22 protein-coding genes are annotated in these 21,446 nt (G+C 75.0%); 7 read left to right on the top strand and 15 right to left on the bottom strand.

Going from position 1 to position 21,446, the window contains the following annotated elements; all coding sequences use genetic code 11:
- Positions 1-7: 7 nt before the first annotated feature.
- Together ACWDBE_RS29595 and mshA are read right to left on the bottom strand one after the other, a co-directional pair.
- Positions 8-541, bottom strand: coding sequence for a YbjN domain-containing protein (locus tag ACWDBE_RS29595; protein WP_449809550.1), 534 nt, complete (start codon positions 539-541; stop codon positions 8-10).
- Positions 542-612: 71 nt separating this feature from the next.
- Positions 613-1,986, bottom strand: coding sequence for a D-inositol-3-phosphate glycosyltransferase (mshA, locus tag ACWDBE_RS29590; protein ID WP_449788322.1), 1,374 nt, complete (start codon positions 1,984-1,986; stop codon positions 613-615).
- Positions 1,987-2,200: 214 nt separating this feature from the next.
- Between mshA and ACWDBE_RS29585 the strand changes: the two genes are divergently transcribed.
- Entirely contained in the window at positions 2,201-3,034 is an 834-nt protein-coding gene (locus ACWDBE_RS29585; protein WP_449788323.1) for a class I SAM-dependent methyltransferase, read from the top strand.
- 259 nt (positions 3,035-3,293) lie between these two features.
- On the opposite strand, the gene ACWDBE_RS29580 is transcribed toward ACWDBE_RS29585, so the two are convergent.
- A complete protein-coding gene (locus ACWDBE_RS29580) occupies positions 3,294-3,857 on the bottom strand; it encodes an O-acetyl-ADP-ribose deacetylase (protein WP_449788324.1) in 564 nt (187 codons plus the stop codon).
- Between the two features lie 234 nt (positions 3,858-4,091).
- On the opposite strand from ACWDBE_RS29580, the gene ACWDBE_RS29575 reads away from it, so the two are divergent.
- Complete coding sequence (locus ACWDBE_RS29575; RefSeq protein ID WP_449809549.1) at positions 4,092-5,588, top strand: PP2C family protein-serine/threonine phosphatase; 1,497 nt, start codon at positions 4,092-4,094, stop codon at positions 5,586-5,588.
- A 127-nt stretch (positions 5,589-5,715) separates the two neighbouring features.
- On the opposite strand, the gene ACWDBE_RS29570 is transcribed toward ACWDBE_RS29575, so the two are convergent.
- From ACWDBE_RS29570 to ACWDBE_RS29535, 8 genes are all read right to left on the bottom strand, one after another.
- Positions 5,716-5,985 carry a DUF2516 family protein gene (locus tag ACWDBE_RS29570; protein WP_392868765.1) on the bottom strand — a complete coding sequence of 90 codons (270 nt, stop codon included), beginning with the start codon at positions 5,983-5,985 and terminating at the stop codon, positions 5,716-5,718.
- A gap of 199 nt (positions 5,986-6,184) precedes the next feature.
- Positions 6,185-6,700 carry a hypothetical protein gene (locus ACWDBE_RS29565; RefSeq protein WP_449788326.1) on the bottom strand — a complete coding sequence of 172 codons (516 nt, stop codon included), beginning with the start codon at positions 6,698-6,700 and terminating at the stop codon, positions 6,185-6,187.
- Positions 6,701-6,702: 2 nt separating this feature from the next.
- On the bottom strand, positions 6,703-7,110 hold the full coding sequence (locus ACWDBE_RS29560; protein ID WP_449788327.1) for a helix-turn-helix domain-containing protein: 408 nt from the start codon (positions 7,108-7,110) through the stop codon (positions 6,703-6,705).
- 138 nt (positions 7,111-7,248) lie between these two features.
- On the bottom strand, positions 7,249-8,052 hold the full coding sequence (locus tag ACWDBE_RS29555; protein WP_449788328.1) for an alpha/beta fold hydrolase: 804 nt from the start codon (positions 8,050-8,052) through the stop codon (positions 7,249-7,251).
- Between the two features lie 61 nt (positions 8,053-8,113).
- Positions 8,114-9,268 (bottom strand): DNA polymerase III subunit beta family protein, encoded by a 1,155-nt coding sequence (locus tag ACWDBE_RS29550; protein ID WP_449809548.1) that lies wholly within the window; start codon positions 9,266-9,268, stop codon positions 8,114-8,116.
- Positions 9,265-10,212 (bottom strand): RNA polymerase sigma-70 factor, encoded by a 948-nt coding sequence (locus tag ACWDBE_RS29545; RefSeq protein WP_449788330.1) that lies wholly within the window; start codon positions 10,210-10,212, stop codon positions 9,265-9,267. The genes ACWDBE_RS29550 and ACWDBE_RS29545 overlap by 4 nt, the downstream gene beginning before the upstream one ends.
- Before the next feature lie 41 nt (positions 10,213-10,253).
- Positions 10,254-10,460 (bottom strand): hypothetical protein, encoded by a 207-nt coding sequence (locus tag ACWDBE_RS29540; protein WP_449788331.1) that lies wholly within the window; start codon positions 10,458-10,460, stop codon positions 10,254-10,256.
- A complete protein-coding gene (locus ACWDBE_RS29535; RefSeq protein ID WP_449809547.1) occupies positions 10,457-13,633 on the bottom strand; it encodes an SNF2-related protein in 3,177 nt (1,058 codons plus the stop codon). Before ACWDBE_RS29535 ends, ACWDBE_RS29540 begins: the two co-directional genes overlap by 4 nt.
- A 182-nt stretch (positions 13,634-13,815) precedes the next feature.
- Between ACWDBE_RS29535 and ACWDBE_RS29530 the strand changes: the two genes are divergently transcribed.
- Positions 13,816-14,430 carry a YceI family protein gene (locus ACWDBE_RS29530; RefSeq protein ID WP_449788333.1) on the top strand — a complete coding sequence of 205 codons (615 nt, stop codon included), beginning with the start codon at positions 13,816-13,818 and terminating at the stop codon, positions 14,428-14,430.
- A gap of 103 nt (positions 14,431-14,533) precedes the next feature.
- On the opposite strand, the gene ACWDBE_RS29525 is transcribed toward ACWDBE_RS29530, so the two are convergent.
- Positions 14,534-15,523, bottom strand: coding sequence for a LysR family transcriptional regulator (locus tag ACWDBE_RS29525; protein WP_449788334.1), 990 nt, complete (start codon positions 15,521-15,523; stop codon positions 14,534-14,536).
- 115 nt (positions 15,524-15,638) lie between these two features.
- On the opposite strand from ACWDBE_RS29525, the gene ACWDBE_RS29520 reads away from it, so the two are divergent.
- A complete protein-coding gene (locus ACWDBE_RS29520) occupies positions 15,639-16,922 on the top strand; it encodes an MFS transporter (RefSeq protein WP_449809546.1) in 1,284 nt (427 codons plus the stop codon).
- 9 nt (positions 16,923-16,931) lie between these two features.
- Entirely contained in the window at positions 16,932-17,411 is a 480-nt protein-coding gene (locus ACWDBE_RS29515; RefSeq protein WP_449788336.1) for a macro domain-containing protein, read from the top strand.
- Positions 17,412-17,432: 21 nt separating this feature from the next.
- Here ACWDBE_RS29515 and ACWDBE_RS29510 read toward each other — a convergent pair whose 3' ends face one another.
- Positions 17,433-18,005: an N-acetyltransferase family protein gene (locus tag ACWDBE_RS29510; protein WP_449809545.1), complete on the bottom strand. Its 573-nt coding sequence runs from the start codon at positions 18,003-18,005 to the stop codon at positions 17,433-17,435.
- Between the two features lie 180 nt (positions 18,006-18,185).
- Here ACWDBE_RS29510 and ACWDBE_RS29505 point away from each other — a divergent pair, with 180 nt between their 5' ends.
- Entirely contained in the window at positions 18,186-18,998 is an 813-nt protein-coding gene (locus ACWDBE_RS29505) for a TetR family transcriptional regulator (RefSeq protein ID WP_449788339.1), read from the top strand.
- Positions 18,999-19,060: 62 nt separating this feature from the next.
- Here the strand turns inward: ACWDBE_RS29505 and ACWDBE_RS29500 are convergent, their stop codons facing one another.
- Together ACWDBE_RS29500 and ACWDBE_RS29495 are read right to left on the bottom strand one after the other, a co-directional pair.
- Complete coding sequence (locus ACWDBE_RS29500) at positions 19,061-20,341, bottom strand: GNAT family N-acetyltransferase (protein ID WP_449809544.1); 1,281 nt, start codon at positions 20,339-20,341, stop codon at positions 19,061-19,063.
- A gap of 41 nt (positions 20,342-20,382) precedes the next feature.
- Positions 20,383-20,904 (bottom strand): GNAT family N-acetyltransferase, encoded by a 522-nt coding sequence (locus tag ACWDBE_RS29495; protein WP_449788341.1) that lies wholly within the window; start codon positions 20,902-20,904, stop codon positions 20,383-20,385.
- A gap of 127 nt (positions 20,905-21,031) precedes the next feature.
- Here ACWDBE_RS29495 and ACWDBE_RS29490 point away from each other — a divergent pair, with 127 nt between their 5' ends.
- Positions 21,032-21,358, top strand: coding sequence for a hypothetical protein (locus tag ACWDBE_RS29490; RefSeq protein ID WP_449788342.1), 327 nt, complete (start codon positions 21,032-21,034; stop codon positions 21,356-21,358).
- The last annotated feature ends 88 nt before the right edge of the window (positions 21,359-21,446 follow it).

Raw genomic sequence — 21,446 nt, 5'->3', positions numbered from 1 at the left:
GGACGGGTCAGCCGGCGTCCGGGGCGTCGGCCCCGGGGGCGGGGGCGGCTAGGTGGGCGAAGGCGGCCAGGTTGCGGGTGGACTCCCCGCGCTTGGTCCGCCATTCCCACTCCCGCCGGATCGCCGTGGCGAAGCCCAGCTCCAGCAGGGTGTCGAACGGCTCGTCGGCGTTCTCCAGCACCGTCCCGAGCAGCCGGTCCACGACCTGCGGGGTGAGCGCCTCCAGCGGCAGCCGGCCGGCCAGGTAGACGTCGCCGAGCGCGTCGATCGCGTACCCGACGCCGTACATCCGGGTGTTGCGTTCCAGCAGCCAGCGGTAGACGGCCTCGTGGTTCTCGTCCGGGCGGCGGATCACGAAGGCGTTCACCGAGAGGGTGTGGTCGCCGACCCGCAGGGCGCAGGCGGTGCTCAGCTTCCGGGTGCCGGGGAGGGCCGCCACCAGCGTGTACGGGTCGGCGGCGGCCGGCTCCCAGGCCACCCCGGCGTCGTCCAGGGCGGTGCGCAGGAGGGTCAGGGCCTCGTCCTTGGTGCGGATTGCCATGGGGGTGACGTTACTCGCCGGTACCGGGCGGGCGCAGCCCCGACGCCCCCCGACCTCACCCGCTCGCGGCCTCAGGCCAGGCGCTGCCTGGCCCCGGCGAACCGGCCGCCAGGGCGGGCCATGCTGCCGGCGTACACCTCGGCGGTGGTCGCCGCGGCGGTGTCCCAGCCGAAGGCGGCCGCGTGCCGGGCCGCCGCCTCGCCGCGCCGGGCCACCAGGCCCCGGTCGGTGACGTACGGCTCCAGCGCGTACGACCAGTCCAGCGGGTCGTGGCCCTGCACCAGGGAGCCGGTCTCGCCGTCCCGCACCGCGACCGGCAGGCCGCCGACCGCGGCCGCCACCACCGGGGTGCCGCAGGCCTGCGCCTCCAGCGCGACCAGCCCGAAGGACTCGCTGTACGAGGGCATCACCAGCGCCGTCGCCGCGCGGTACCAGTCCGCGAGCTGCGGCTGGCCGACCGGCGGGTGGAACCGCACCACGTCGCAGATGCCCAGCTGGGCGGCGAGCTTGTGCAGGCTCTCCGGCCGGGCCAGCCCGGTGCCGGACGGACCGCCGACCACCGGCACCACCAGGCGCTCGCGCAGCTCCGGACGGCGGGCCAGCAGCGCGGCGACGGCCCGCAGCAGCACGTCCGGGGCCTTCAGCGGCTGGATCCGGCCGGCGAACAGCAGCACCGCGGCGTCCTGCGGCAGGCCCAGCCGGGCCCGCGCGGCGGCGGACGTCCGCGGCCCGCCGGGGCGGAAGACGTCCAGGTTGACCCCCGGGTGGACGACGGCCAGCTGGTCCGGCCGGGCGCCGTAGTGTCGGGCCAGCTCGGCGGCCTCCTCGGTGGTGTTGGCGATCAGCCGGTCGGCCGCCTCCACCACCTGGGTCTCCCCGATCACCCGGGCCGCGGGCTCGGGCGTGTCGCCCACGGCCAGCGCGGCGTTCTTGACCTTCGCCATGGTGTGCATGGTGTGCACCAGCGGCACCCCCCAGCGCTGCGCGGCCAGCCAGCCGACCTGCCCGGAGAGCCAGTAGTGCGAGTGCACCAGGTCGTAGTGGCCGGGGCGGTGGCCCGCCTCCGTCCGCAGCACCCCGTGGGTGAAGGCGCACAGCTGGGCCGGCAGGTCCTCCTTGACCAGGCCCTCGTACGGCCCGGCGGTGACGTGCCGCACCAGCACGCCCGGGGCCAGCTCGACCGTCGGCGCGTCGTCCGAGCAGATCGACCGGGTGAACACCTCGACCTCGATGTCGAGGTCGGCCAGGCGCTTGGCCAGCTCGACGATGTAGACGTTCATCCCGCCGGCGTCCCCGGTGCCGGGCTGGTGCAGCGGCGAGGTGTGGACGCTCAGCATGGCTATCCGGCGCGGGCGGCGGCGGCCGGGGACGAGCGACTGGAGCCGGCCGCGCGCGGGGGCGGCGGACTGAGCACGGCGTACCGAACGGACGGGGTGCTGGATCACCTGGCTGAAGCCTCCTCTGTGCGGCCCGTCTAGGCCGCCCGCGCCGGGCCGCCCGTTGTCCGGTGTGCGCTGCCCCGTCCTGGGCACACATCACCACCAGTGTGCCAACCACACGGACCGCCCGGGGCATTCCCGCCGCCGCCCACCGGCCGGACCGAGGACCATCGCCCCAGGTCAGCGCGGTCGGCCCGGCGGCCCGACTACCCTTCTGGGCATGGCTGCCTCCTTCGACCCCGCTCCCGCCGCGCCCGCCCGCGGACGGACCGGACGCCCGGTGGGAACGGTCACCCGGGGCACCACCAACACCAACCGGCTGCGCCGGATGGACCGCTGGATCGCCCACACCCTGGGGCGCGCGCTGCGCGCCGCCGACCGCCCGCCGGTCGCGGTGGACCTCGGTTACGGGGCCGCGCCGTGGACCGCCGTCGAGCTGGCCGGGCGCCTGCGCACGGTGCGGCCGGACGTCCGGGTGGTCGGGATCGAGATCGAACCGGAGCGGGTCGCCGCCGCGCTGCCGTACGCCGAGCCGCCGCTGCTCACCTTCCGGCGCGGGGGCTTCGAGGTGCCGCTGGACGGGGGCGCGCCGGCCCAGCTGATCCGGGCCGCCAACGTACTGCGGCAGTACGACGAGTCGGCGGTGGCCGGGGTGTGGGAGCGCCTGTGCGCGCGGCTCGCCCCGGACGGGCTGCTGGTCGAGGGCACCTGCGACGAGGTCGGACGGCGGCACGTCTGGGTCGCGCTCGGCCCGGAAGGGCCCCGGACGGTGACCTTCGCGGCCCGGTTGGGCGGCCTCGGCCAGCCCTCCGACCTGGCCGAGCGGCTGCCGAAGGCGCTGATCCACCACAACGTGCCGGGGCGGCCGGTGCACGCCTTCCTGGCCGACTTCGACCGGGCCTGGGCGGCGGCCGCGCCGTACGGGGCGTTCGGGGCGCGGCAGCGCTGGGCGGCGGCCTGCGCGGCGCTCTCGGGCAGCTGGCCGCTGGTGGACGCGCGCGGCCGGTGGCGGCAGGGCGAGGTCACGGTGCCCTGGTCGGCGCTCGCGCCGTAGCGGGCGGCCGACCGGACCGGACCGACCGGGGAGCCTGCGAGCGCGGGGACGCACGGGAGTTCGCGACAGGCCCGGGAGCGCGCGGAAGGTTGGTGCACGCCGGATCTGGTGAGCGATCCGACGCATTCACTCGAACGAGTTATCGAATACCTATGGCGTGTTGACGCCCCGGCACGCCACGATGGTGCCGACCGAGCGGTGACACCACACGCCGCTCGGTCGGCACCACGCCCCACGCAACACGCCCCACGCCCCACCGTCAGCCGTCCTGCTCGGACAGCTCCCCCCGAGCCCGCTCGAACACCTCGTACATCTCCGACCCGAACAGCACGAACCGCACCTCCGCCAGCTCCGCCCCCGCCTGCGCGTCACCGCCGTCCAGCACCTCCGCGACGGTGCCGAGCGCGATCCGGGCCGCGTCCGCCGGCGGCCAGCCGTAGATCCCGGCCGACACCGCCGGGAAGGCCACCGTGCGCGCGCCCAGCGCCGCCGCGGTGCGCAGCGACTCCCGATAGCAGGAGGCCAGCAGCCCCGCCCGCTCCTCGTACTCCTCCGCCCGGTACACCGGCCCGACGGTGTGCACCACCCACCGGGCCGGCAGCCGCCCGGCCGTCGTCGCCACCGCCCGACCGGTGGCCAGCCCCTTGCCCCAGTGCGAGGCCCGCAGCTTGCGGCACTCCTCCAGGATCTGCGGCCCGCCCTTGCGGTGGATCGCTCCGTCCACCCCGCCACCGCCCAGCAGGGACGAGTTGGCGGCGTTCACCACCACGTCCACCGACTGTTCCGTGATGTCACCCTCCGCCAGAGTGATCCGTGTCGTCATCGCCCGTTCCTCTCCCCCGGCCGCCCGGCTCCCGCCGGGCCGGGGCCGATTCGCCGTCCTCGTCCAGTCACCACACCGCCACCGGCGTGGCAATAACCACAACGGCGCCGGTCGGCCAGAGAAATCCCCGGAGATCACGTTATGGTCGCGAGAAGTTCCCCGACGCGCGGTGCCAGGCGGGCACTGCGGGCGGACGCCGACCGTTACGCAGTCAGGGAAAGGGAGGAACCACCGATGCCCGCAACGGGAGACGGGCGGGCACCTGGTGCCGCGGACCTGTCGGGCGCCCATGACGGCGCCCCCGTCGGTCATGCCCGCAGCCGCGCCACGACCGGACCGGCCACGACGGCTCCTCCGATACCCCACCCCCGCTCACGGGCCGCGCACGCCTCCCACCCGTCCCACGTCTCCGACCCGGCCGGCCCGCCGGCCGCGGACGGACCGGCCGACGGCGCGCCGCTGCGGCTGCTGGTCATCGAGGACGACGACTCGGACGCCCAGCTGATCAAGGCCGCGGTGGCCGACAGCGGCACCTCGATCGAGATCCACTGGGCCCGCGGCCTGGACCAGGCCACCGAACTGCTCGCCCCGCCCGCGCCCTGGGCCCGGCGCGGCCGCTCCCGCACCCCCGAGTTCGGCTGCGTGCTGCTCGACCTCGCCGCGGCCGCCGACCTGCCGCACCCGTCCGACTCCTCGGACGGGCTGGAGGGCCTGCACGAACTGCTCCGCCGGGCCCCGCACACCCCGGTCGTGGTGCTCACCGACGCCGCCGGGGCCGAACTCGGCGCCGCCGCCGTCGCGGCCGGCGCCCAGGACTTCCTGCTCAAGCACGAGACGGACGGCCCGCTGCTCGCCCGCGCCCTGCGCTACGCCGTCGAGCGCAAGCGCGCCGACGAGTCCCAGCGCCGCCTGGTCGAGGCCGAGTTGCGCGGCCAGGAGAACGCCCGCCTCCAGCGCCACCTGCTGCCCACCCCGCTGCTCGACGGCGCCGGGCTCTCCTTCACCCGGCGCTACCGCCCCGGCCGCCGCCGCGCGCTGCTCGGCGGCGACTTCTACGACGCCGTGCGCACCGACGACGGCGCCGTCCACGTCGTGATCGGCGACGTCTGCGGCCACGGCCCGGACGAGGCCGCGCTCGGCGTCGCGCTCCGGATAGCGTGGCGCACCCTGGTCTTCGCCGGCCTCACCGGCGAGGCCCTGCTCACCACCCTCCAGCACGTGCTGGAGCACGAGCGGCGCAGCGACGAGATCTTCGCGACGCTCTGCATGCTGGTCATCGAGCCCGGCGGGGTCGGCAGCGACCTCGACTCGCTCGGCGCCGCCGAACGGGCCCGGCTCTACCTCGCCGGGCACCCGGCGCCGCTGCTGCTCGGCCGGGACCACGCCCCGATCACCCTGCCCGCCGACCTCGCCGGGCCTGCGCTCGGCCTGCTTCCGTGCCACGACGGGCACGCCGCCTGGCCCGCCCACGAGCTCGAACTGCGGCCCGGCTGGCGGCTGTTGCTCTACACGGACGGGCTGATCGAGGGACGGGTCGGGGCCGGGTCGCGCCGCCTGGGCCAGGACGGGCTGGCGGACCTGGTCGGCGACCACCAGGCCGCCGGGCTGACCCGGGGGCGGCTGGTCGACAGCGCCATCGCCGAGGTCGAGGAGCTGAACGGCGGCGCGCTGACCGACGACGTCGCGGTGCTGCTGCTGGAGCGCAACCCGGTGCAGCTGATCCTCGGCTGACGGGCTCGGCGGCGCGAGCGCGGACGCCTGGGTGCGAAGGCCCGGGTGCGAAGGCGCGGGCGCGCGAACGCGGCGGCCCGGGCGGGTGAACTCACCGCCCGGGCCGCCGCGTTGTCCGGCGCAGGGCCTACCAGGGGCCGTACGGGCCGGTGTTGCTCCGGCCGCCCCGGCCACCGCCCCCGGTCAGCGCCCGGATCGCCGGGCGGACGTCCACCACGTAGACGATCGAGGCGACCAGACCGGCCAGGGTGCCGATGCCGGTGAAGAAGTTCACCCCGAACAGGAAGTCCCAGCCGAAGGAGATCGCCAGGATCGCCACCCAGAAGCCCTTGGTCTTCTTGTCGGCAGCCCGGTAGGCATCCTCCCGGCGGGTGGCCGCGTCGACCAGCGCGAACATCTTGTAGGCCAGGATGGCGATGGTCGCCCACCAGATCGGGTTCAGGTAGGAAAAGGCCAGAATCTGAAACACTCCGACCATTTCGATCTCCTCTGCTCTCGACTCCGGCGATGCGACCGCCGTCCATCCTGGCACGACGACCGTCCGCAACGGGGTCAACGTCCCACGGTCACCGGTTGTGCCCCGCGGGGCCACGAGGTCACTGCGCGGCGTCGGCGGCGTCCTTGCGGGCCCGGGCGGACTTCTTCGGGGTGGGCGCGTCGTCGTTCTCCCCCACCGGCTCGGCCTCGACCCGCTCGACGGTCAGCTCGACCCGCTCGGCCTCGTCCGCCGCGCCAGGGCGGGCCTTGTCCACCACGACCTTGCCGCGCTCGGCGAGCTCGTCGTACGTCTCCTTGGCCTTCACGGCCAGCTCCACCGCGCGGGCCACCTGCTGCAGGGCGAAACCCTGGGCCCGCTCCTGCAGCGCCCTGAGGTCCGTCGGCAGGGCGGCGACGGTCTCGGTGACCCTGGCCTGTGCCCCGGTCAGCAGCGACTGCGCCTCCTGGAGCCTGGCGGTGGCCATCCCCTGCGCGCCCTTGCGGTCCGCCGCCAGCGCCTCGACCCGGCCGGGCACCTCGCGCAGCTTCTCGTAGGCGAGGTCCCCCGCGCCGGCCAGGGCGTACAGCGGGGTCGGGTCGCCGAGGGTCTTCTTGATCTCATCGGTGATGGGCATCGTTACCGATCCTCCCGGTGGGTGTTCTGGGTGGCGGCGCCGTCGGCCGTCGGGGTGGGAACCGCCGCGGCGTTCTCCTTGAGGAAGGCGTCGTAGACCGCGAGCAGCGCCTGCTTCTGCTGCTCGTTGATCAGCGGATCGGCCAGGATCGAGGCCCTGAGCTCCAGGCCCTCGCCCCGCCGCTCCTCCAGGATCCCGGCCTGGACGTACAGCGTCTCCGCGGAGATCCGCAGCGCCTTGGCGATCTGCTGGAGGATCTCCGCGCTCGGCTTGCGCAGCCCGCGCTCGATCTGGCTGAGGTACGGGTTGGACACGCCGGCGGCCTCCGCCAGCTGCCGCAGCGAGTACTGGGCGTTGCGGCGCTGCTCCCGGATGTACTCGCCCAGCGAGCCGACGTTCAGTGAGGCCATGCGGACAGCCTGCAGCACCCTGCTTGCAGATGCAAGCAGGGTGCTAGCGACAGCAAACGCGCCGGGGTGGGGCCGGGCCCTCGTGTCCGGCCGCCTGGGCGGGGACCGGGCCCTCGGACCGGCCCGTGGGTGGGGGCGTCAGGCCAGGTGGCTGAGGAGGAGTTCGGTGAGCCGTTCGGGGGTGCGCAGCGGGAGGTAGTGGTCGGCGTCCGGGACGAGGTGGCCGCGGGCGCCGGGGATGTCGGCGGCGAGCCGCCGGGCGATCGCCGCGATCTCCGGGTGGTCGCGGTCGCCGTGGACGACCAGGGTGGGCGCGGTGACGGTGCCGAGGACCGGCTCGGCCGCCCGGGCCGGGGCGCCGGCGAGGTGGTGCTCGCTGACGATCCGGCGGGCCGCGTTTTCCTCGACCATCCTCGCGATCAGCTCGCCGCCCGGTGCGGTGCGGCCCATGGCCGCCCAGACGGAGAGTTCCAGCTCGGCCAGCGCGGCCGCGTCTCCGCGCCGCCGGGCCTCGGCGTAGGCGGTGGTCTCCGGGGACGGCGGCCAGTCGTGACCGCTCACCGAGGCACCGACCAGGCCGAGCGCGGCGACCCTGTCCGGGTGGGCCAGGGCGAAGTCCAGCGCGGTCTCCCCGCCCATGCTCAGGCCGACCAGCGCGGCACTGCGCAGACCGAAGTGGTCCAGGACGGCGCCCAGGTCCGCGATGTCGTCGAAGACCTGCTCCGGCGCGCTGGAGCGGCCGAGGCCGCGGGCGTCGTAGCGGATCACGTCGTGGTGCCGGGACAGCTCCGGGACGACGGCGTCCCACAGTCGGGAGTCCATGCCGGAACCGTGCAGCAGCACCACCGGGCTGCCGGAGCCGCGGCGCTCCGCCCACAGCAGGCCGCCGCCGGGGGCGGGGACGTGGACCTCGGTGACGGGGGGTTCGATGTTCCGGCTCATGCGGTGATCATTCCAGAGCCGCTGTCAGGCCGTTCGGCCAGGCGGCCCGGGCGCAGGACGGTCAGGGCGTCTCGGGCAGCCGGATGGGCATCAGGACGGAGAAGGTGCCCGCCCGGCCCGGGGTGCGGACGGCCAACGGGGCGATCGGGCCGCCGAGTTCGAGGAGCAGCTGTTCGGGCCGCCCGGCGTCCAGGGCGTCGAGGGCGTCGAGGGCGTCGAGCAGGAAGTCCCGGTTGACGGCCAGCCGGTAGCCCTCGGGCGCCGGGTCGTCGGCGACGGTCAGGCGGCCGTCCCCGGTCAGGGTCAGGACGGTGACCTGGCAGTCGGCGCCGTCCGGGCCGGAGGGCAGGGTGCGGGTGGCGCCGGCCTCGACGGCGGCGCGCAGTCCGGCGGCGGACTGGGTGATCCGGTGCTCCGGTTCGAGCCGGGTGACGGCCCGGTGGTCGGGGTAGTCGAGGTCCGGCGCGACGCCCTCGATCCGGTGCTCCCCGACCTCGGCCCGGACCGGTCCCCCGCCGAGGGTGAGCACCACGTCCGCCGGTCCGGCGACGAGCAGCGCGCGCAGCGCGTCCACCAGCGCGGTCGGGACGATCGTGCCGGCCACCGGCCGCTCGGGCGTCCCGCCGGTGGCGGGCACCTCGGCGAGGGCCATCCGGTAGCGGTCGGTGGCGACCAGGCGCAGCACCGGGCCGTCCGGCTCGAAGAGCACCCCGGCGAGCGCGGGCAGCTCCGGGTCCCCGCAGACCGCGAAGCGGACTGCGTCCAGGGCGGCCGCGAGGTCCTCGGCCGGGACGGTGAGCCGGAGTGCGGCGGGGGTGGTGGTCATCGGCTGCTCCCTCTGGTCGATCATCGCGTGGATCAGGGAGAGTTCGCGGCGGGCGTCGGCGAGGCCGTCCTCCAGCCGTCGCAGGTGTGCGTCGAGCACCTGCCGGGCCTCGCCGCCGCCGGGTGCGGCGCCGAGCACGGCGCGGATGCCGGCCAGCGGCAGGCCGACCCTGCGCAGCCGGGCCAGCAGCCGGGCGTCGGCGAGCTGGCCGGGCCGGTACCAGCGGTAGCCGGTCTGCGGATCGACCCAGGCCGGGGTGAGCACCTCGGCGCCGTCGTAGTAGCGCAGGGTGCCGACGCCCAGGCCGCTGGCGCGGGCCAGTTCGCCGATGCTGTGCAGCTCGCTCTCCATGCCCGGTGACTCTGCGCCCTCGACCTGGTCGAGGGTCAAGCCGGGCCGGTCCGGCCGGGGGCGGACGTGGAGGCGGGGTCGGGGCGGGGGTCGGGGTCGGCGAGGTGGGCCAGCTTGTCCGGGTTGCGGACGCTGCGGATCTCGGCGATCCGCACGGTGCCGTCCGGCTGCTCGGCGAACTCGAACACCGAGACGGAGTCGACGGCGCCGTCCACGGTGATCAGCACGCCGGGATCCCCGTTGACCAGGACCGGCCGGGCACCGGCCCCCTCGCCGAGCCGGCTGAGCACCCCGAGGACGAAGCGGGCGATGTTCTCGGCACCGTTGATCGGCCGCAGCGCGGCGCGGATCACCCCACCGCCGTCCGTCCAGCCGGTGACGTCGGGGGCGAGCAGTTCCAGCATCCGGTTGAGGTCGCCGCCGACGCAGGCCGCCAGGAACTCGTCGGTGGCGCGGCGGCGCAGCTCGGGCGGCGCGTCGTAGCGCGGCCGGCCGGCGCGCACGTGCGCCCGGGCCCGGCTGCCGATCTGGCGGCAGGCGGCCTCGGTGCGGCCCACGGCCTCGGCGATCTCCTGGTAGGAGAAGCCGAAGGCCTCCTTGAGCACGAACACCGCCCGCTCCAGCGGGGACAGGCTCTCCAGCACCACCAGCAGGGCCAGCGAGACGGTCTCGGCCCGCTCGACGCCGTCGGTCGCGTCCGGCTCGGCGACCAGCGGCTCGGGCAGCCAGGGGCCGACGTAGGACTCGCGGCGGACGGCGGCCGAGTCCAGCTTGTTGAGCGCGAGGTTGGTGACCGTACGGGCCAGGAAGCCGCCTGGGCTGGCGACCGGGCCGGTGACGCCGCTCCAGCGCAGCCAGGTGTCCTGGACCAGGTCCTCGGCGTCGGCGACGCTGCCGAGCATCCGGTAGGCGATGCCGAAGACCATCCGCCGGTGCTGCTCGAAGTCGGCCAGCCGGGTGCCGGTCTCGTGGGTGTCGGTCACCCTCGCGACGTTACCGCATGGTAGCCACGGCGCTCGGGTGCTCAGCTCCGGAAGGCCTCGTAGGCGGGGCCGAGCACGGTGGCGAGGTCGCGGCCGTGCACGGTGATGCCGGAGCGGCCGAGACGGCGCAGCGAGGGCTCGTCCGGACCGTTCTCGTCCTCGTCCTCCGCCGGGGCGGGCCGCAGGGTGAAGTCGCCGCGCCAGTAGGCGGCGACGTTGACCACGGGCGGTCTGGGTTCGTCGGTCACGCGTCCTCCTCGGCCACGGCGTCCTCCCGGGTGAGGGCGACCAGTTCGCGCAGCGCCTCGACCGGCAGGTCGGTGAGCCAGCGCTCCCCCTCCCCCACTACCGTCTCGGCCAACGAGCGCTTGGCGGTGAGCAGTTCGTCGATCCGTTCCTCGACGGTGCCGACGCAGACCAGCCGGCGTACCTGGACGTCCCGGCGCTGGCCGATCCGGAAGGCGCGGTCGGTGGCCTGCTCCTCGACCGCAGGGTTCCACCAACGGTCCAGGTGGATCACCTGGTTGGCGGCGGTCAGGTTGAGTCCGGTGCCGCCGGCCCGCAGCGAGAGCAGGAACACCCTCGGCCCGTCCGGGGACTGGAAGCGCTCGACCAGCTCCTCGCGGCGCGCCCGCGACAGTCCGCCGTGCAGGTAGAGCACCTCCTCGCCGAGCCGGCGCCGCAGGTACGGGCGGAGCATCGCGCCGAACTCGGCGTACTGGGTGAAGACCAGCGTCCGGTCGCCCTCGGCCAGTGCCTCCTCCAGCAGTTCGGCCAGCCGGGCGACCTTGCCCGAGCGCCCGCCCACCGCCGAGCCGTCGTGCAGCAGTTGGGCCGGGTGGTTGCAGACCTGCTTGAGCTTGCCGATCGCTGCCAGCACGGTGCCGCGCCGCTCGACGCCCCGGATGCCCTCGACCCGCCGCAGCAGGTCGGCGACCACGGCCTGGTAGAGGCCGGCCTGCTCGGCGGTGAGGTTGCACCAGACGGTCATCTCCTGCTTGGCCGGCAGCTCGGCCGCCACGGCTGGGTCGGACTTGACCCGGCGGAGCACGAACGGGGCGGTGCGGCGCCGGAGTTCGGCGGTGCGTTCGGGGCTGCGGTGCAGCTCGACCGGGATCGCGTAGCGCTCCTTGAAGCGCTCGGCCGGGCCGAGCAGGCCGGGGTTGGCGAAGTCCAGGACGGCGTGCAGTTCGGAGAGCCGGTTCTCCACCGGGGTGCCGGTGAGGGCGATCCGGTGCCGGGTGACGGGCAGCGAGCGGATCGCCCTGGACTGCGCGGTGCCGGTGTTCTTGATGTGCTGGGCCTCGTCGGCGACCACCCGGCGCCAGCGGATCGCGCGCAGCGCCGCGAGGTCGCGCTGGACCAGCCCGTAGGTGGTGATGACCAGGTCCACGCCCCTGACGGCTGCGGCGAGTCGCTCCGCGCCGAGGCGGCCGGCGCCGTGGTGGACGTACTGCCGCAGGCCGGGGGCGAAGCGCTCGGCCTCGCGCTGCCAGTTGCCGACCAGGGACATCGGGCAGACCAGCAGGGTCGGGCCGGCGGGCCGCTCGGAGTCCTCCTCGGAGTCCTCCTCGGGGGCTTTCTCGGAGGCCTTCTCGGACGCGAGCAGGGCGAGGGTCTGGACGGTCTTGCCGAGGCCCATGTCGTCGGCCAGCACGGCGCCGAGGCCGAGCCCGGACATGGTCCTCAGCCAGGCCAGCCCGCGCTCCTGGTACGGGCGCAGCTCGGCCCGGAAGTCCGGTGGCAGCTCGGGCGCCGGGGCGGCACCGGCCCGCCCCGCGAGCAGTTCGCCGAGCGGGCCGTCCGCGCACACCGAGGTGACCGGCAGCCCGGCGACCGTCGCCGCCGGGTCCAGGGCGAGCCGCAGCAGTTCGCCGGTGGCGAGCACGCCCTCGCGCCGGTCGGCGAGGAAGGCGAGGGCGGCGGCGATCTGGGCCGGGTCGGCCTCCAGCCAGGTGCCCCGCAGCCGGACCAACCCCTGCTTGGCGGAGGCGAGTTCGGCCAGCTCCTGCTCGGTGAGCGGGCTCTCCTCCGGGCCGAGCGCGGCCTGCCAGCGGAAGGCGACCACGGCGTCCCGGTCCACCTGACTGGTGACGGCGAGCGAGCCGGGCGCGGGCGGGGTGGTGGCGCGCAGGGCGAGTCCGAGCCTGGGGCGGCGGCGCCACCAGGCGGGCAGCAGCACCCCGAAGCCGCCCTCGGCGAGGGCGGGCGCGGCGGTGCGCAGGAAGTCCAGTGCGCCGGCCCGGTCGAGCGGCAGGGCGGACGGGCGGGAGCGGTGGCGCAGCCCGTCCAGGGCGGGCCAGCGGTGGGCGGCGCGGGCGAGTTCGGCGACCAGGACGTCGACCGGGTCGGCGGCCTTGCGGGCGAGCGCGGCCTCGGCGGCGCCGCCTTCGAGCAGGTCGGCGGCGCGGACCAGCAGGGAGGGCTCGTCCACGGCCTGGAGCAGGAACTCCAGCCGCCAGGCGTCGTCGGAGGGGCTGCCCTCGGGGTCGTCCGGGTCGGGGCCGAGCGGCTCGACCAGCCGGAAGCAGAGCCGCAGCGCCGGATCGACGGGCTCGGCGGCGGCGTACCAGGCGCCGAGCCGGCGGCGCAGTTCGGCGAACTCCTCGGGCTGGGCGCCGTCGAGCCCGGCGTCGGGGGCGGTGAGGGCGTGCAGCCACCGCTCGGCGGCGGCCCCGGCCCCACCGGGCGGCGGGAAGGGCGTGTCGGCCAGCGCGGCGCGGGCCTCGGCGTCCACCAGCGCGCCCAGGGCGGCGTCCAGCAGCGCCTCGCCGCTGCCGGGCCCGTGCGGCCACTCCCCCAGCAGGACGGGCGGGCAGCCGGCGGCCAGGGCGGCGGCCTCGTGGCGCCCGGCGGGGGTGAGGTCGGGCAGCCACCGGGCCTGCGGCCGGCCGTCGGCGGCGGCCACGGGCACCGGCAGCACCCGGCCCCGGCCGACCGTCCGCCAGGCGAGGTCGTGCACCCCGGTGAGCCAGCGCAGCGAGGGGCCGTGGACCACCTCGACCCGCCCGGCTCCGGGCAGGTCGGTGCCGGTGACGGCCCAGACCGGGTCGAAGACCTCGCCGAGCAGCTGGGCGGCGGCCCCGGCGTCGAACAGCAGCGCCGGCACCCGCCAGGGGGCGAGCACGGCACCGCCGCGCGGCGGGGTGACCGGCAGGTCGGGCGAGGGCGCGGGGACGACCCCGACGGTGGGCAGCAGCAGGGTGGCCCAGCGTTCGGGGGCCTGCCCGGCGAGCCAGCCGAGGCCCGGGCCGATGCCGCCGAGCACGGCGGCCAGTTCGGCGGCCGGGCAGACGTAGGGGTGGGCGCGCGGCGCGGGGCGGTCGGGACGCGGGGCGGCGGCGCCCGGGTGGGCGCGGGCGTCCTCGGCCCAGAGCGCCAGCCGCCCGTCCGCCCGCCAGAGCGCGTGGAGGACGAACATCGGGGGCCTTCCGGGCGTACTGGGACCGTCCTTCGCAGCCTAACCGGGAGGGCCGACAGACCGGTCCGTCGAGCCGTTCGGGGGAAGCCGGGAAGTTGTGGTTGAAAGTTGAACGACATTGCCCTATGGTGGACCCAACAAGTTGAAGCCTAAACAACTGGCTTCGAACCAAGGAGGAAGCCATGGGCCTGTTCAACCGCACCAAGACCGTCACCGCCCCCGCCGCGACCGCCGTCCAGACCCCGGCCGGCCCGGACCTCGCCCACCTGACCGGCGACTGGACCATCGACAACACCCACAGCGAGATCGGCTTCTCCGTCCGCCACGCGATGGTCACCAACGTCAAGGGCCGCTTCACCGAGTACGACGGCAAGCTGCACCTGGACGGGACCCACCCGGGCAACTCCTCGGCCGAGCTGGTGATCAAGGTCGGGAGCATCGACACCAACCAGGCCCAGCGCGACGAGCACCTGCGCACCGGTGACTTCTTCTCCGTCGACACCCACCCGGAGATCCACTTCCGCAGCACCTCCGCCCAGCTGGTCCACGGCGACTCGTACCGGATGACCGGCGACCTCACCATCAAGGGCACCACCCGCCCGGTCGTGCTGGACCTGGAGTACACCGGCAGCGCCACCGACGCGTACGGCGCCAACCGGGTCGGCTTCGAGGGCAAGGCCGTCGTCGACCGCACCGACTTCGGTCTGACCTACAACGCGGCGCTGGAGACCGGCGGCGTGCTGATCGGCGAGAAGGTCAAGCTCAGCTTCGACATCTCCGCCGTCAAGGCGGCCTGAGCCGCCTGACCCCCAGGAGCACCGTCCCTGCCCTTCCCCCCGGGGCAGGGGCGGTTTCCAACGTTTCCCCCCGCCGCACCGCACCCCGACGGCCTCCGGCCGCCTACCCCGGCGGCGGCAGCAGCGCCGCGTCCGCCGCGGGCAGCCAGCAGCCCGCCGGGCGGCGCAGCCAGCCCTCGGCCGCGCCGAGCGCGCCCGCCGCGGCGGCCAGCGCCCGCAGCCCCGGATGACGGTCGCCGGGCCGGTGCACCAGGCTGACCAGGCTCAGCGGCACCGGCTCCACCAGCGGCACGTTCACCGTCCCCGGGATCCGCGGGCCGCCGACCGTGGTCAGCATCGGGTCCCCGTGCCGGGCGAGGTAACGGGCGGTCTCGTCCACACCCACCGGCGGCACGTACGGCGCCGCCGCCGTCAGGCCGTGCTCGCGCAGCAGCCGGGCGCCGAGGTCGGCCCACTCGGTGGTGGCCGGGTTGCCCGCGCAGACGTCCACGGGGTGCCCGGTCAGATCGGCCAGGCGCAGCGCGCGGCGGTCGGCCAGCGGATGGGTGTCCGCCATCATCACCGAGATCCGCTCCAACCGCACCGGCAGTTGGACGAGTTGGCCGCGCACCCCGGCGGGCAGCCCGGCGAAGCGGCCGAAGGAGGCGTCCAGCCGGTGGGCCAGCAGCTCGGCGGCGGCCGCGGCCAGGCCGCCGTGGAAGCGGGCCAGCAGTTCGCCCTCCGGCCAGGCCGCGCGGGCCCGTTCGAGCACCCGGTCGGTGGTCAGGTCCGGACCGGTGACGTCGCTGTTGAGGTCGATCAGCAGCGGCCGGGCACCGGCCCCGGTTCCGGTCGCCGCCTCCGCGAGGATCTCGTCGTGCAGGGCCAGGAACCGGCGCGCCCGGGGCAGCAGGCGCCGCCCGGCCGGGGTGAGTTCGACGCTGCGGGTGGTGCGGGCGAACAGCGCGTCGCCGAGCAGCCCCTCCAGGCTCCGGACGTCCCGGCTGAGCGCCTGCTGGGCGATGTGCAGCCTCTCGGCGGCCCGGCCGAAGTGCAGGGTCTCGGCGGTCGCGACGAAGCCGCGCAGCAGTCGGGGGTGCAGGTCACGGGGCATGGGCGGCAGATTAACAACGGCGTGTCGTGAGTGCGGCGAAACAGGTGTTGGACGCCCGCCCGCCGACGGCGCCAGGCTGTGGGAACCCCCGCCCTCCCCCGCTCACAGGAGCACCATGCCCTCGCCCGCCCTCCTCGCCTCCTACCGGCGGCTGTTCGCGGCCCCCGGCGCCGTCGCCTTCACCCTGGCCGGGCTGCTGGGCCGGCTGGCGCTGTCGATGTACGGCGTCTCGCTGGTGGTGCTGCTCTCCGAGCGGCGCGGCTCGTACGGGCTGGCCGGGGCGGTCTCGGCGGCCGGGCTGGTCTTCGGCGCGATCGGGATGCCGCTGATCGGACGGCTGGTGGACCGCTACGGGCAGGCGCGGGTGACGGTGCCGGCCGCGCTGTACAGCGCCGTTCCGATGGCCGCCCTGCTGCTCTGCGTGCACCTCGGCGCGCCCGACTGGACGCTGTTCCTCAGCTCCGCGGCCTGCTCGGCCACGCCCAACCTCGGCGGCATGGCCCGCTCCCGCTGGGCGCACCTCTACCGGGACGACCCGGCCGCGCGACACCTGGCCAACTCCTTCGAGCAGGCGCTGGACGAGCTCTGCTTCATGGCCGGGCCGGTGCTCGCGATGCTGCTCTGCACGACGCTCGCCCCGGAGGCCGGGATGATCGCCACCGGCGCCCTCGGCACCGTCGGCGCCCTGCTCTTCGCCGCCCAGCGCCGCACCGAACCCCCGCTAGCCGTCCGGGGATCCACCGAGCGGCGGCACGGCTCGCCGCTGCGGGCACCCGGGCTGCGGGTGCTGGTGCTGACCTTCCTGGCGACCGGCATGGTCTTCGGCGCGACCGAGATCACCACCGTGGCGTACGCCGACGCGCTCGGCCACAAGGCGACGGCCGGTCTGCTGCTGGCCCTGGTCGCGGGCGGCTCCTGCGCGGCCGGGCTGCTGTTCGGCCTGCTGACGCCGCGCCGGGCTCCGGGCCCCCGCTTCCTGCTCTGCGCCGCGGCGATGGCCGCGGTGCTGCTGCCGCCGCTCGCCGCCGGACTGGGCGGGGCCGGGCTCGGGGCACTCGGCGTGGCGCTGTTCGCGGCCGGCACCGCCACCGCGCCGACCATGGTGACCGGGATGACGTTGGTCCAGGAGCTGCTGCCGCAGCGGCAGTTCAACGAGGGCATGGCGATGGCGGTGTCCGGCATCGTGGTCGGCATCTCGGCCGGGGCGGCGCTCGCCGGGACGGTCGCCGAGCAGGCCGCTCCGGGCACCGGCTACGCCCTGCCCGCCGCGGCCGCCGGGCTCGCGCTGCTGATCGCGCTGGCCGGGCGGCGGCACCTGACGGTGCGGAAGGCGGCGGCGGGTTCGCCGGGCGACAGCGCGGCGGAAAATGCCGAGCAGATTGTCAGTGGCACCCTCTAACGTCGAGGCATGGGGGAAATCACCTACGTCCGAGGCGATGCCACCACGCCCCAGGGCAAGGGCGTGAAGGTGATCGCGCACGTCTGCAACGATCTCGGCGGCTGGGGCAGGGGCTTCGTGCTCGCGCTCTCCAGACGCTGGCCCGAGCCCGAGGCGGCGTACCGGCGCTGGCACCGGGAGCGGGCGAAGAACGACTTCGGCCTCGGGGCCGTCCAACTGGTCCCGGTCGATCCGCACCTCTGGGTGGCCAACCTGGTCGGCCAGCGGGGCATCCGCACGGGGCGCTCCACCGGGGTGCCGGTGCGGTACGAGGCGATCGACACCGGGCTGGCCGCACTCGGCGAGCACGCTCTCCGGCTCGGCGCCTCCGTCCACATGCCGCGGATCGGCTGCGGCCTGGCGGGCGGGCGCTGGGAGCGGGTCGAGCCGCTGGTCACCGCCCGGCTGACGGCCCGGGGCGTACCGGTGACGGTCTACGACGTCGACTGACCCGACCCGACCACTTCCACTTCACCGATCCACCGGCTCCGGCCGGTCGGGACCGGGCGCCACGCGCCCGGCCGGCCAGGCGTACACGTACTCGGGCAGCAGGAATCCGCCGGGGAACTCACCCTCCTGCGCCCGGACCCGCTCGGCGCCCTCGCGCTCGTAGAAGGCGATCGCCCGGGCGTTGTCCCGCAGCACCTCCAGGGAGAGTCCGGCCCCGGGGTGCCGCTCGGCGACATGGGCACGGCCGGCGGTCAGCAGCTCGCGGCCGATGCCGCCCCCGTTCAGGCCGGGGCGCACGTGCAGGTTGTCGATCAGTACCCCGCCGTCCGCCTGCGGGACGAGATAGATGAACCCGGCCATCGCCCCGGCCTGTTCGGCCACCAGGAGCTCGGGCGTGTTCTCCGGCTCCCCGTAGTCGACTTCCAACCGCAGTTTCCACAGCTCACGCCGCTGGGCGACCATCCCGTCGCCCAGCCCCTCCGCCGGGACGATCCCCCGGTAGGTGGTGCGCCAACTGGCGGCGTGCAGTTCGGCGATGGACTCGGCGTCCTGCACTCCGCCGCGCCGGATGACGGTCCGCCCTGAACTGATCATGTGACCAGCCTCCCACAGAGATGGAGTTGAACATGTTCAACCGATACGTCTACAGTGCTGTCCAGCTTTTGAACGCGTTCGAAACGATGGCGGTCATCGTGGCACCGGGTGCGGAGGGGTCATCCGGTACCACGAACACCGACACCGGATGGAACGTCGTCTCCGGCTAGGCTCGTGCCCGTGGACGACCTGGCAGCGACGAACCGAACGGACGGCGGGAACGGCACGGCCGAGGCTTCGGCCGTGCCCGGGCCGGAGAGCGGGCCCGGGCCGGAGGCCCTGCCCGGTGGCCGGGCCAAGCCGAAGACCGACAAGAGTGAGGCCACCCGGGCCCTGATCCTCGAAACGGCCATGCGGCTGTTCCAGGAACGGGGCTACGAGAAGACCACCATGCGCGCCATCGCCACCGAGGCGGGCGTGTCGGTGGGCAACGCGTACTACTACTTCTCGGCGAAGGAATTCCTGATCCAGGGGTTCTACGACCGGATGACCTACGAGCACGCGGCCGACGCCAAGCGCCGCATGGCCCACACCCGGGACTTCTCCGAGCGGCTGCAGATCGCGCTGACCTCCTGGCTCGACACGGCCGCGCCGTACCACGAGTTCTCCGCGCAGTTCTTCCGCACCGCCGCCGACCCGACCAGCTCGCTGAGCCCGTTCTCCAACGAGTCCCACCCGGCCCGGGCCACGGCGGTCGAGCTGTTCCGCGACGTGCTCCAGGGCTCGGAGCTGGCGCCCAAGCTGGACGCCGAACTCGTCGAGCTGCTGCCCGACGTGCTCTGGCTGTACCTGATGATCGTGGTGCTCTACTGGGTCTTCGACCGCACCCCGGACACCGAGCGCACCAGGGAGTTCGTGCGGCGCTCGACGCCGCTCGCGGCCCGGGTGATCAACCTGTCCCGCTACCGGGTCTTCCGCCCGATCGTCCGTGACGCCAAGGGCCTGATCCAGGACTTCATCCTGCCCACCATCGGCAAGACCGCGGTCAAGTAGCGCCCGGGCGGACGGGAACGGCCGGCCCGCGGACGGGCCGGCCCTTCCCGTCGCAGCGGGGCTCAGAACTCGGTCGGCGTCCAGGCCTGGACCGGGGTGCGCAGCAGCAGGTCGACGGCGGCCGCCGCGCCCGGGCGCAGCTCGGCGACCAGGGCGGCCGCGGCCAGCCCGGACGCGGTCTGCCCGCCCAGGTAGAGCGAGCCCAACTCCGAGGCGCCGAGCGCCAGATCGGCCTCGTCGGTGGTCCTGGCGCAGCGACCGGTGCCGTCCTGCGCCACCTCCAGGGCCCAACGCCCCGACGCGTAGCCGAGCTTGTCGTCGACCTCCAGCACCACCCGGCCGGAGGTGTTGTACGTCCGGGCGCCGAACGCCGCCTCGACGTCCAGCACCCGCAGCCACAGCTCGTCGCCGTTGCCCTCGTACGGGGTGGCCGCGCGCGGATCCTGGAGCAGCAGCGGCAGCGGGTCGTCCGGGCCGAGCCTGGGCACCGTGACCCGGCCCACCCAGTCGACGGACAGCACGAAGCGCCACAGCTCGACCGCGGTGGGCAGGTCCAGCGCGATGAACTCGCTCACCTCGAGCGTGCAGTCGGGGTAGGCGCCGTCCCACTTGCTCTCGACCCGGTAGAGCACCAGGCCGGTGACCGTCCCGTCGGCGTCCCGGTGGACGGCGGCGAACGGCTCCTTGAAGTCGACGCCCGGCGTCCGGACCTCGCCGGTGGTGCGCAGCCACCACAGCTCGTCGCGCTCGATCGCGCCCGGCTGGGTGCGCCGCCAGCGCTCGTACAGGTCCGCGCCCAGCTCGCGCAGCTCCGTCACGCCCACGAAGTCGATCCGGCCACCGGGGACCCCCGGCAGGCCGTCGCGCAGGCCCCGGGTGCGGCGCAGGTTGACGTGCAGGCCCCCGCCCCACGTCGCCGGGCCGAAGCCGAACCGGCCGTAGATGTTGTACTCGGCGGCCATCAGGACGGCGACCGCCCTGCCGCGCTCGGCGGCGGCCGCGAGGTCCCGGCGCATCATCGCGCTGAGCAGGCCGCGGCGGCGGTGGGTGGCACTCACCGTGACGTTGGTGATGGCGTCGGCCGGGACGGCGACCCCACCGGGGACGGTCAGTTCGGTGTCGAAGCTGCGGAAGGTGGCGATCTGGCGCTCGCCGTCGAAACCGGCCAGCAGCCGACCCGGCTGCCACTGCCGACGGCGGATGTCCGTCGCCGGGGGCAGGTGCGGGCGCAGGAACCCGAAGGCGAGCGCCTTGTCCCAGGCCTCCACCTCGTCCTGGGAGACGGCTCGGACCAGGATCCCGTTCACGGTGTCGACGGCCGCGTGATCGATGCTGTTGCCCATGCGGGCCACCGTACGGCGGCCCTCCCGGGGCGGCATCCGAATTAATCCGTACCCGATCCCAGGTGCTCACCCGGCACCACCACCCAGTGGTTGGTGCGCAGGACGCGGTCCGCGAAGTCCAGGTCCCGTTCACCGAGCAGCCGGAAGCCGAGCGCCCGGCAGATCCCGTTGGACGGCCCGTTGCCCGCCCCCGGGTTGGCGTGCACCTCGCCCCAGCGGCCGTCCTCGGCGGCGGCGTCCAGCACCTGGCGCACGGCCGCCTTGGCGAGGCCGCGGCCCTGGTACCCGGGCAGCACCATCCAGCCGATCTCGGAGACCGTCACACCGCCGTCCTGGTCCGACCAGAGCGTGACCGTGCCCACCGCCTCGTCGTCCGCGGCGCCGTCCGGCACGATCATCCTGATCCAGGAGACGTCCGCGGCCACCAGGGAGAGGTCCTTGCACAGCCGCGCCTCCACCCGCTCCCGGGGCAGCGGTCCGCCCAGTTCGGCCATCATCACCGGGTCGCAGCGCATCCGGACGTACGCCTCGACGTCCCCCGCCCGAACATCCCGCAACCGCATGACGCCTCCTCAGCACCGGTCCGAGCGGCCACGCTAGCGCGGCCCACCGACAGTGGCGTCCGGACGGCCCGGGCTGGCATCCTCGTGCCGGTTCAGGCACAGACGATCCGCATCCCGGGGGGAATCCATGGAGGACGAGTACTTCCGCAAGCTGAAGGAGTACGAGGGCCGGTCGTCGACCGCGAAGCTCGTCGGCGCGCTGGCCGTCGCCTGCTGGCTCTGGGCGCTCTGGCTGGTCTTCGTCCCCGGCAACGGGCTCTGCGGCTCGCCGGCCTTCTACGAGCCGACCGGCTTCCACATGCAGGAGGCCTGCGACTCCGAGATGATCGGCCGGATCGGCGGCGCGGTCGCCGTCCTGCTGGTGTCGCTCCCGCTCGCCGCCGCCTGGGGCTGGGCCGTCCTGCGGCTGCGCGACAGCCGCAAGGAGCTGGCCGCCGCCCTGAACGGCCGCTGACCGTCCCGCGCCGCCGCGGCACCCGACACCGCGGACCCGACGCCGCGGGGCCCGGCGGCGCCCCGCGGACGCGAGTTCGAGGACAGGC

It is taken from the genome of Kitasatospora sp. NPDC001132 (genome assembly GCF_053598415.1).
This window is presented reverse-complemented; position numbering and strand designations above follow the sequence as displayed.

Bases quoted from the DNA above. Each gene is read 5' to 3' on its own strand.
- ACWDBE_RS29490 (WP_449788342.1), top strand. From the start codon at position 21,032: ATGGAGGACGAGTACTTCCGCAAGCTGAAGGAGTACGAGGGCCGGTCG.
- ACWDBE_RS29515 (WP_449788336.1), top strand. From the start codon at position 16,932: ATGGGGGAAATCACCTACGTCCGAGGCGATGCCACCACGCCCCAGGGC.
- ACWDBE_RS29495 (WP_449788341.1), bottom strand. From the start codon at position 20,904: ATGCGGTTGCGGGATGTTCGGGCGGGGGACGTCGAGGCGTACGTCCGG.
- ACWDBE_RS29500 (WP_449809544.1), bottom strand. From the start codon at position 20,341: ATGGGCAACAGCATCGATCACGCGGCCGTCGACACCGTGAACGGGATC.
- ACWDBE_RS29560 (WP_449788327.1), bottom strand. From the start codon at position 7,110: ATGGCCTCACTGAACGTCGGCTCGCTGGGCGAGTACATCCGGGAGCAG.
- ACWDBE_RS29520 (WP_449809546.1), top strand. From the start codon at position 15,639: ATGCCCTCGCCCGCCCTCCTCGCCTCCTACCGGCGGCTGTTCGCGGCC.
- ACWDBE_RS29570 (WP_392868765.1), bottom strand. From the start codon at position 5,985: ATGTTCGCGCTGGTCGACGCGGCCACCCGCCGGGAGGATGCCTACCGG.
- ACWDBE_RS29595 (WP_449809550.1), bottom strand. From the start codon at position 541: ATGGCAATCCGCACCAAGGACGAGGCCCTGACCCTCCTGCGCACCGCC.
- ACWDBE_RS29510 (WP_449809545.1), bottom strand. From the start codon at position 18,005: ATGATCAGTTCAGGGCGGACCGTCATCCGGCGCGGCGGAGTGCAGGAC.
- ACWDBE_RS29565 (WP_449788326.1), bottom strand. From the start codon at position 6,700: ATGCCCATCACCGATGAGATCAAGAAGACCCTCGGCGACCCGACCCCG.
- ACWDBE_RS29585 (WP_449788323.1), top strand. From the start codon at position 2,201: ATGGCTGCCTCCTTCGACCCCGCTCCCGCCGCGCCCGCCCGCGGACGG.
- ACWDBE_RS29575 (WP_449809549.1), top strand. From the start codon at position 4,092: ATGCCCGCAACGGGAGACGGGCGGGCACCTGGTGCCGCGGACCTGTCG.
- ACWDBE_RS29555 (WP_449788328.1), bottom strand. From the start codon at position 8,052: ATGAGCCGGAACATCGAACCCCCCGTCACCGAGGTCCACGTCCCCGCC.
- ACWDBE_RS29535 (WP_449809547.1), bottom strand. From the start codon at position 13,633: ATGTTCGTCCTCCACGCGCTCTGGCGGGCGGACGGGCGGCTGGCGCTC.
- ACWDBE_RS29525 (WP_449788334.1), bottom strand. From the start codon at position 15,523: ATGCCCCGTGACCTGCACCCCCGACTGCTGCGCGGCTTCGTCGCGACC.
- ACWDBE_RS29530 (WP_449788333.1), top strand. From the start codon at position 13,816: ATGGGCCTGTTCAACCGCACCAAGACCGTCACCGCCCCCGCCGCGACC.
- ACWDBE_RS29580 (WP_449788324.1), bottom strand. From the start codon at position 3,857: ATGACGACACGGATCACTCTGGCGGAGGGTGACATCACGGAACAGTCG.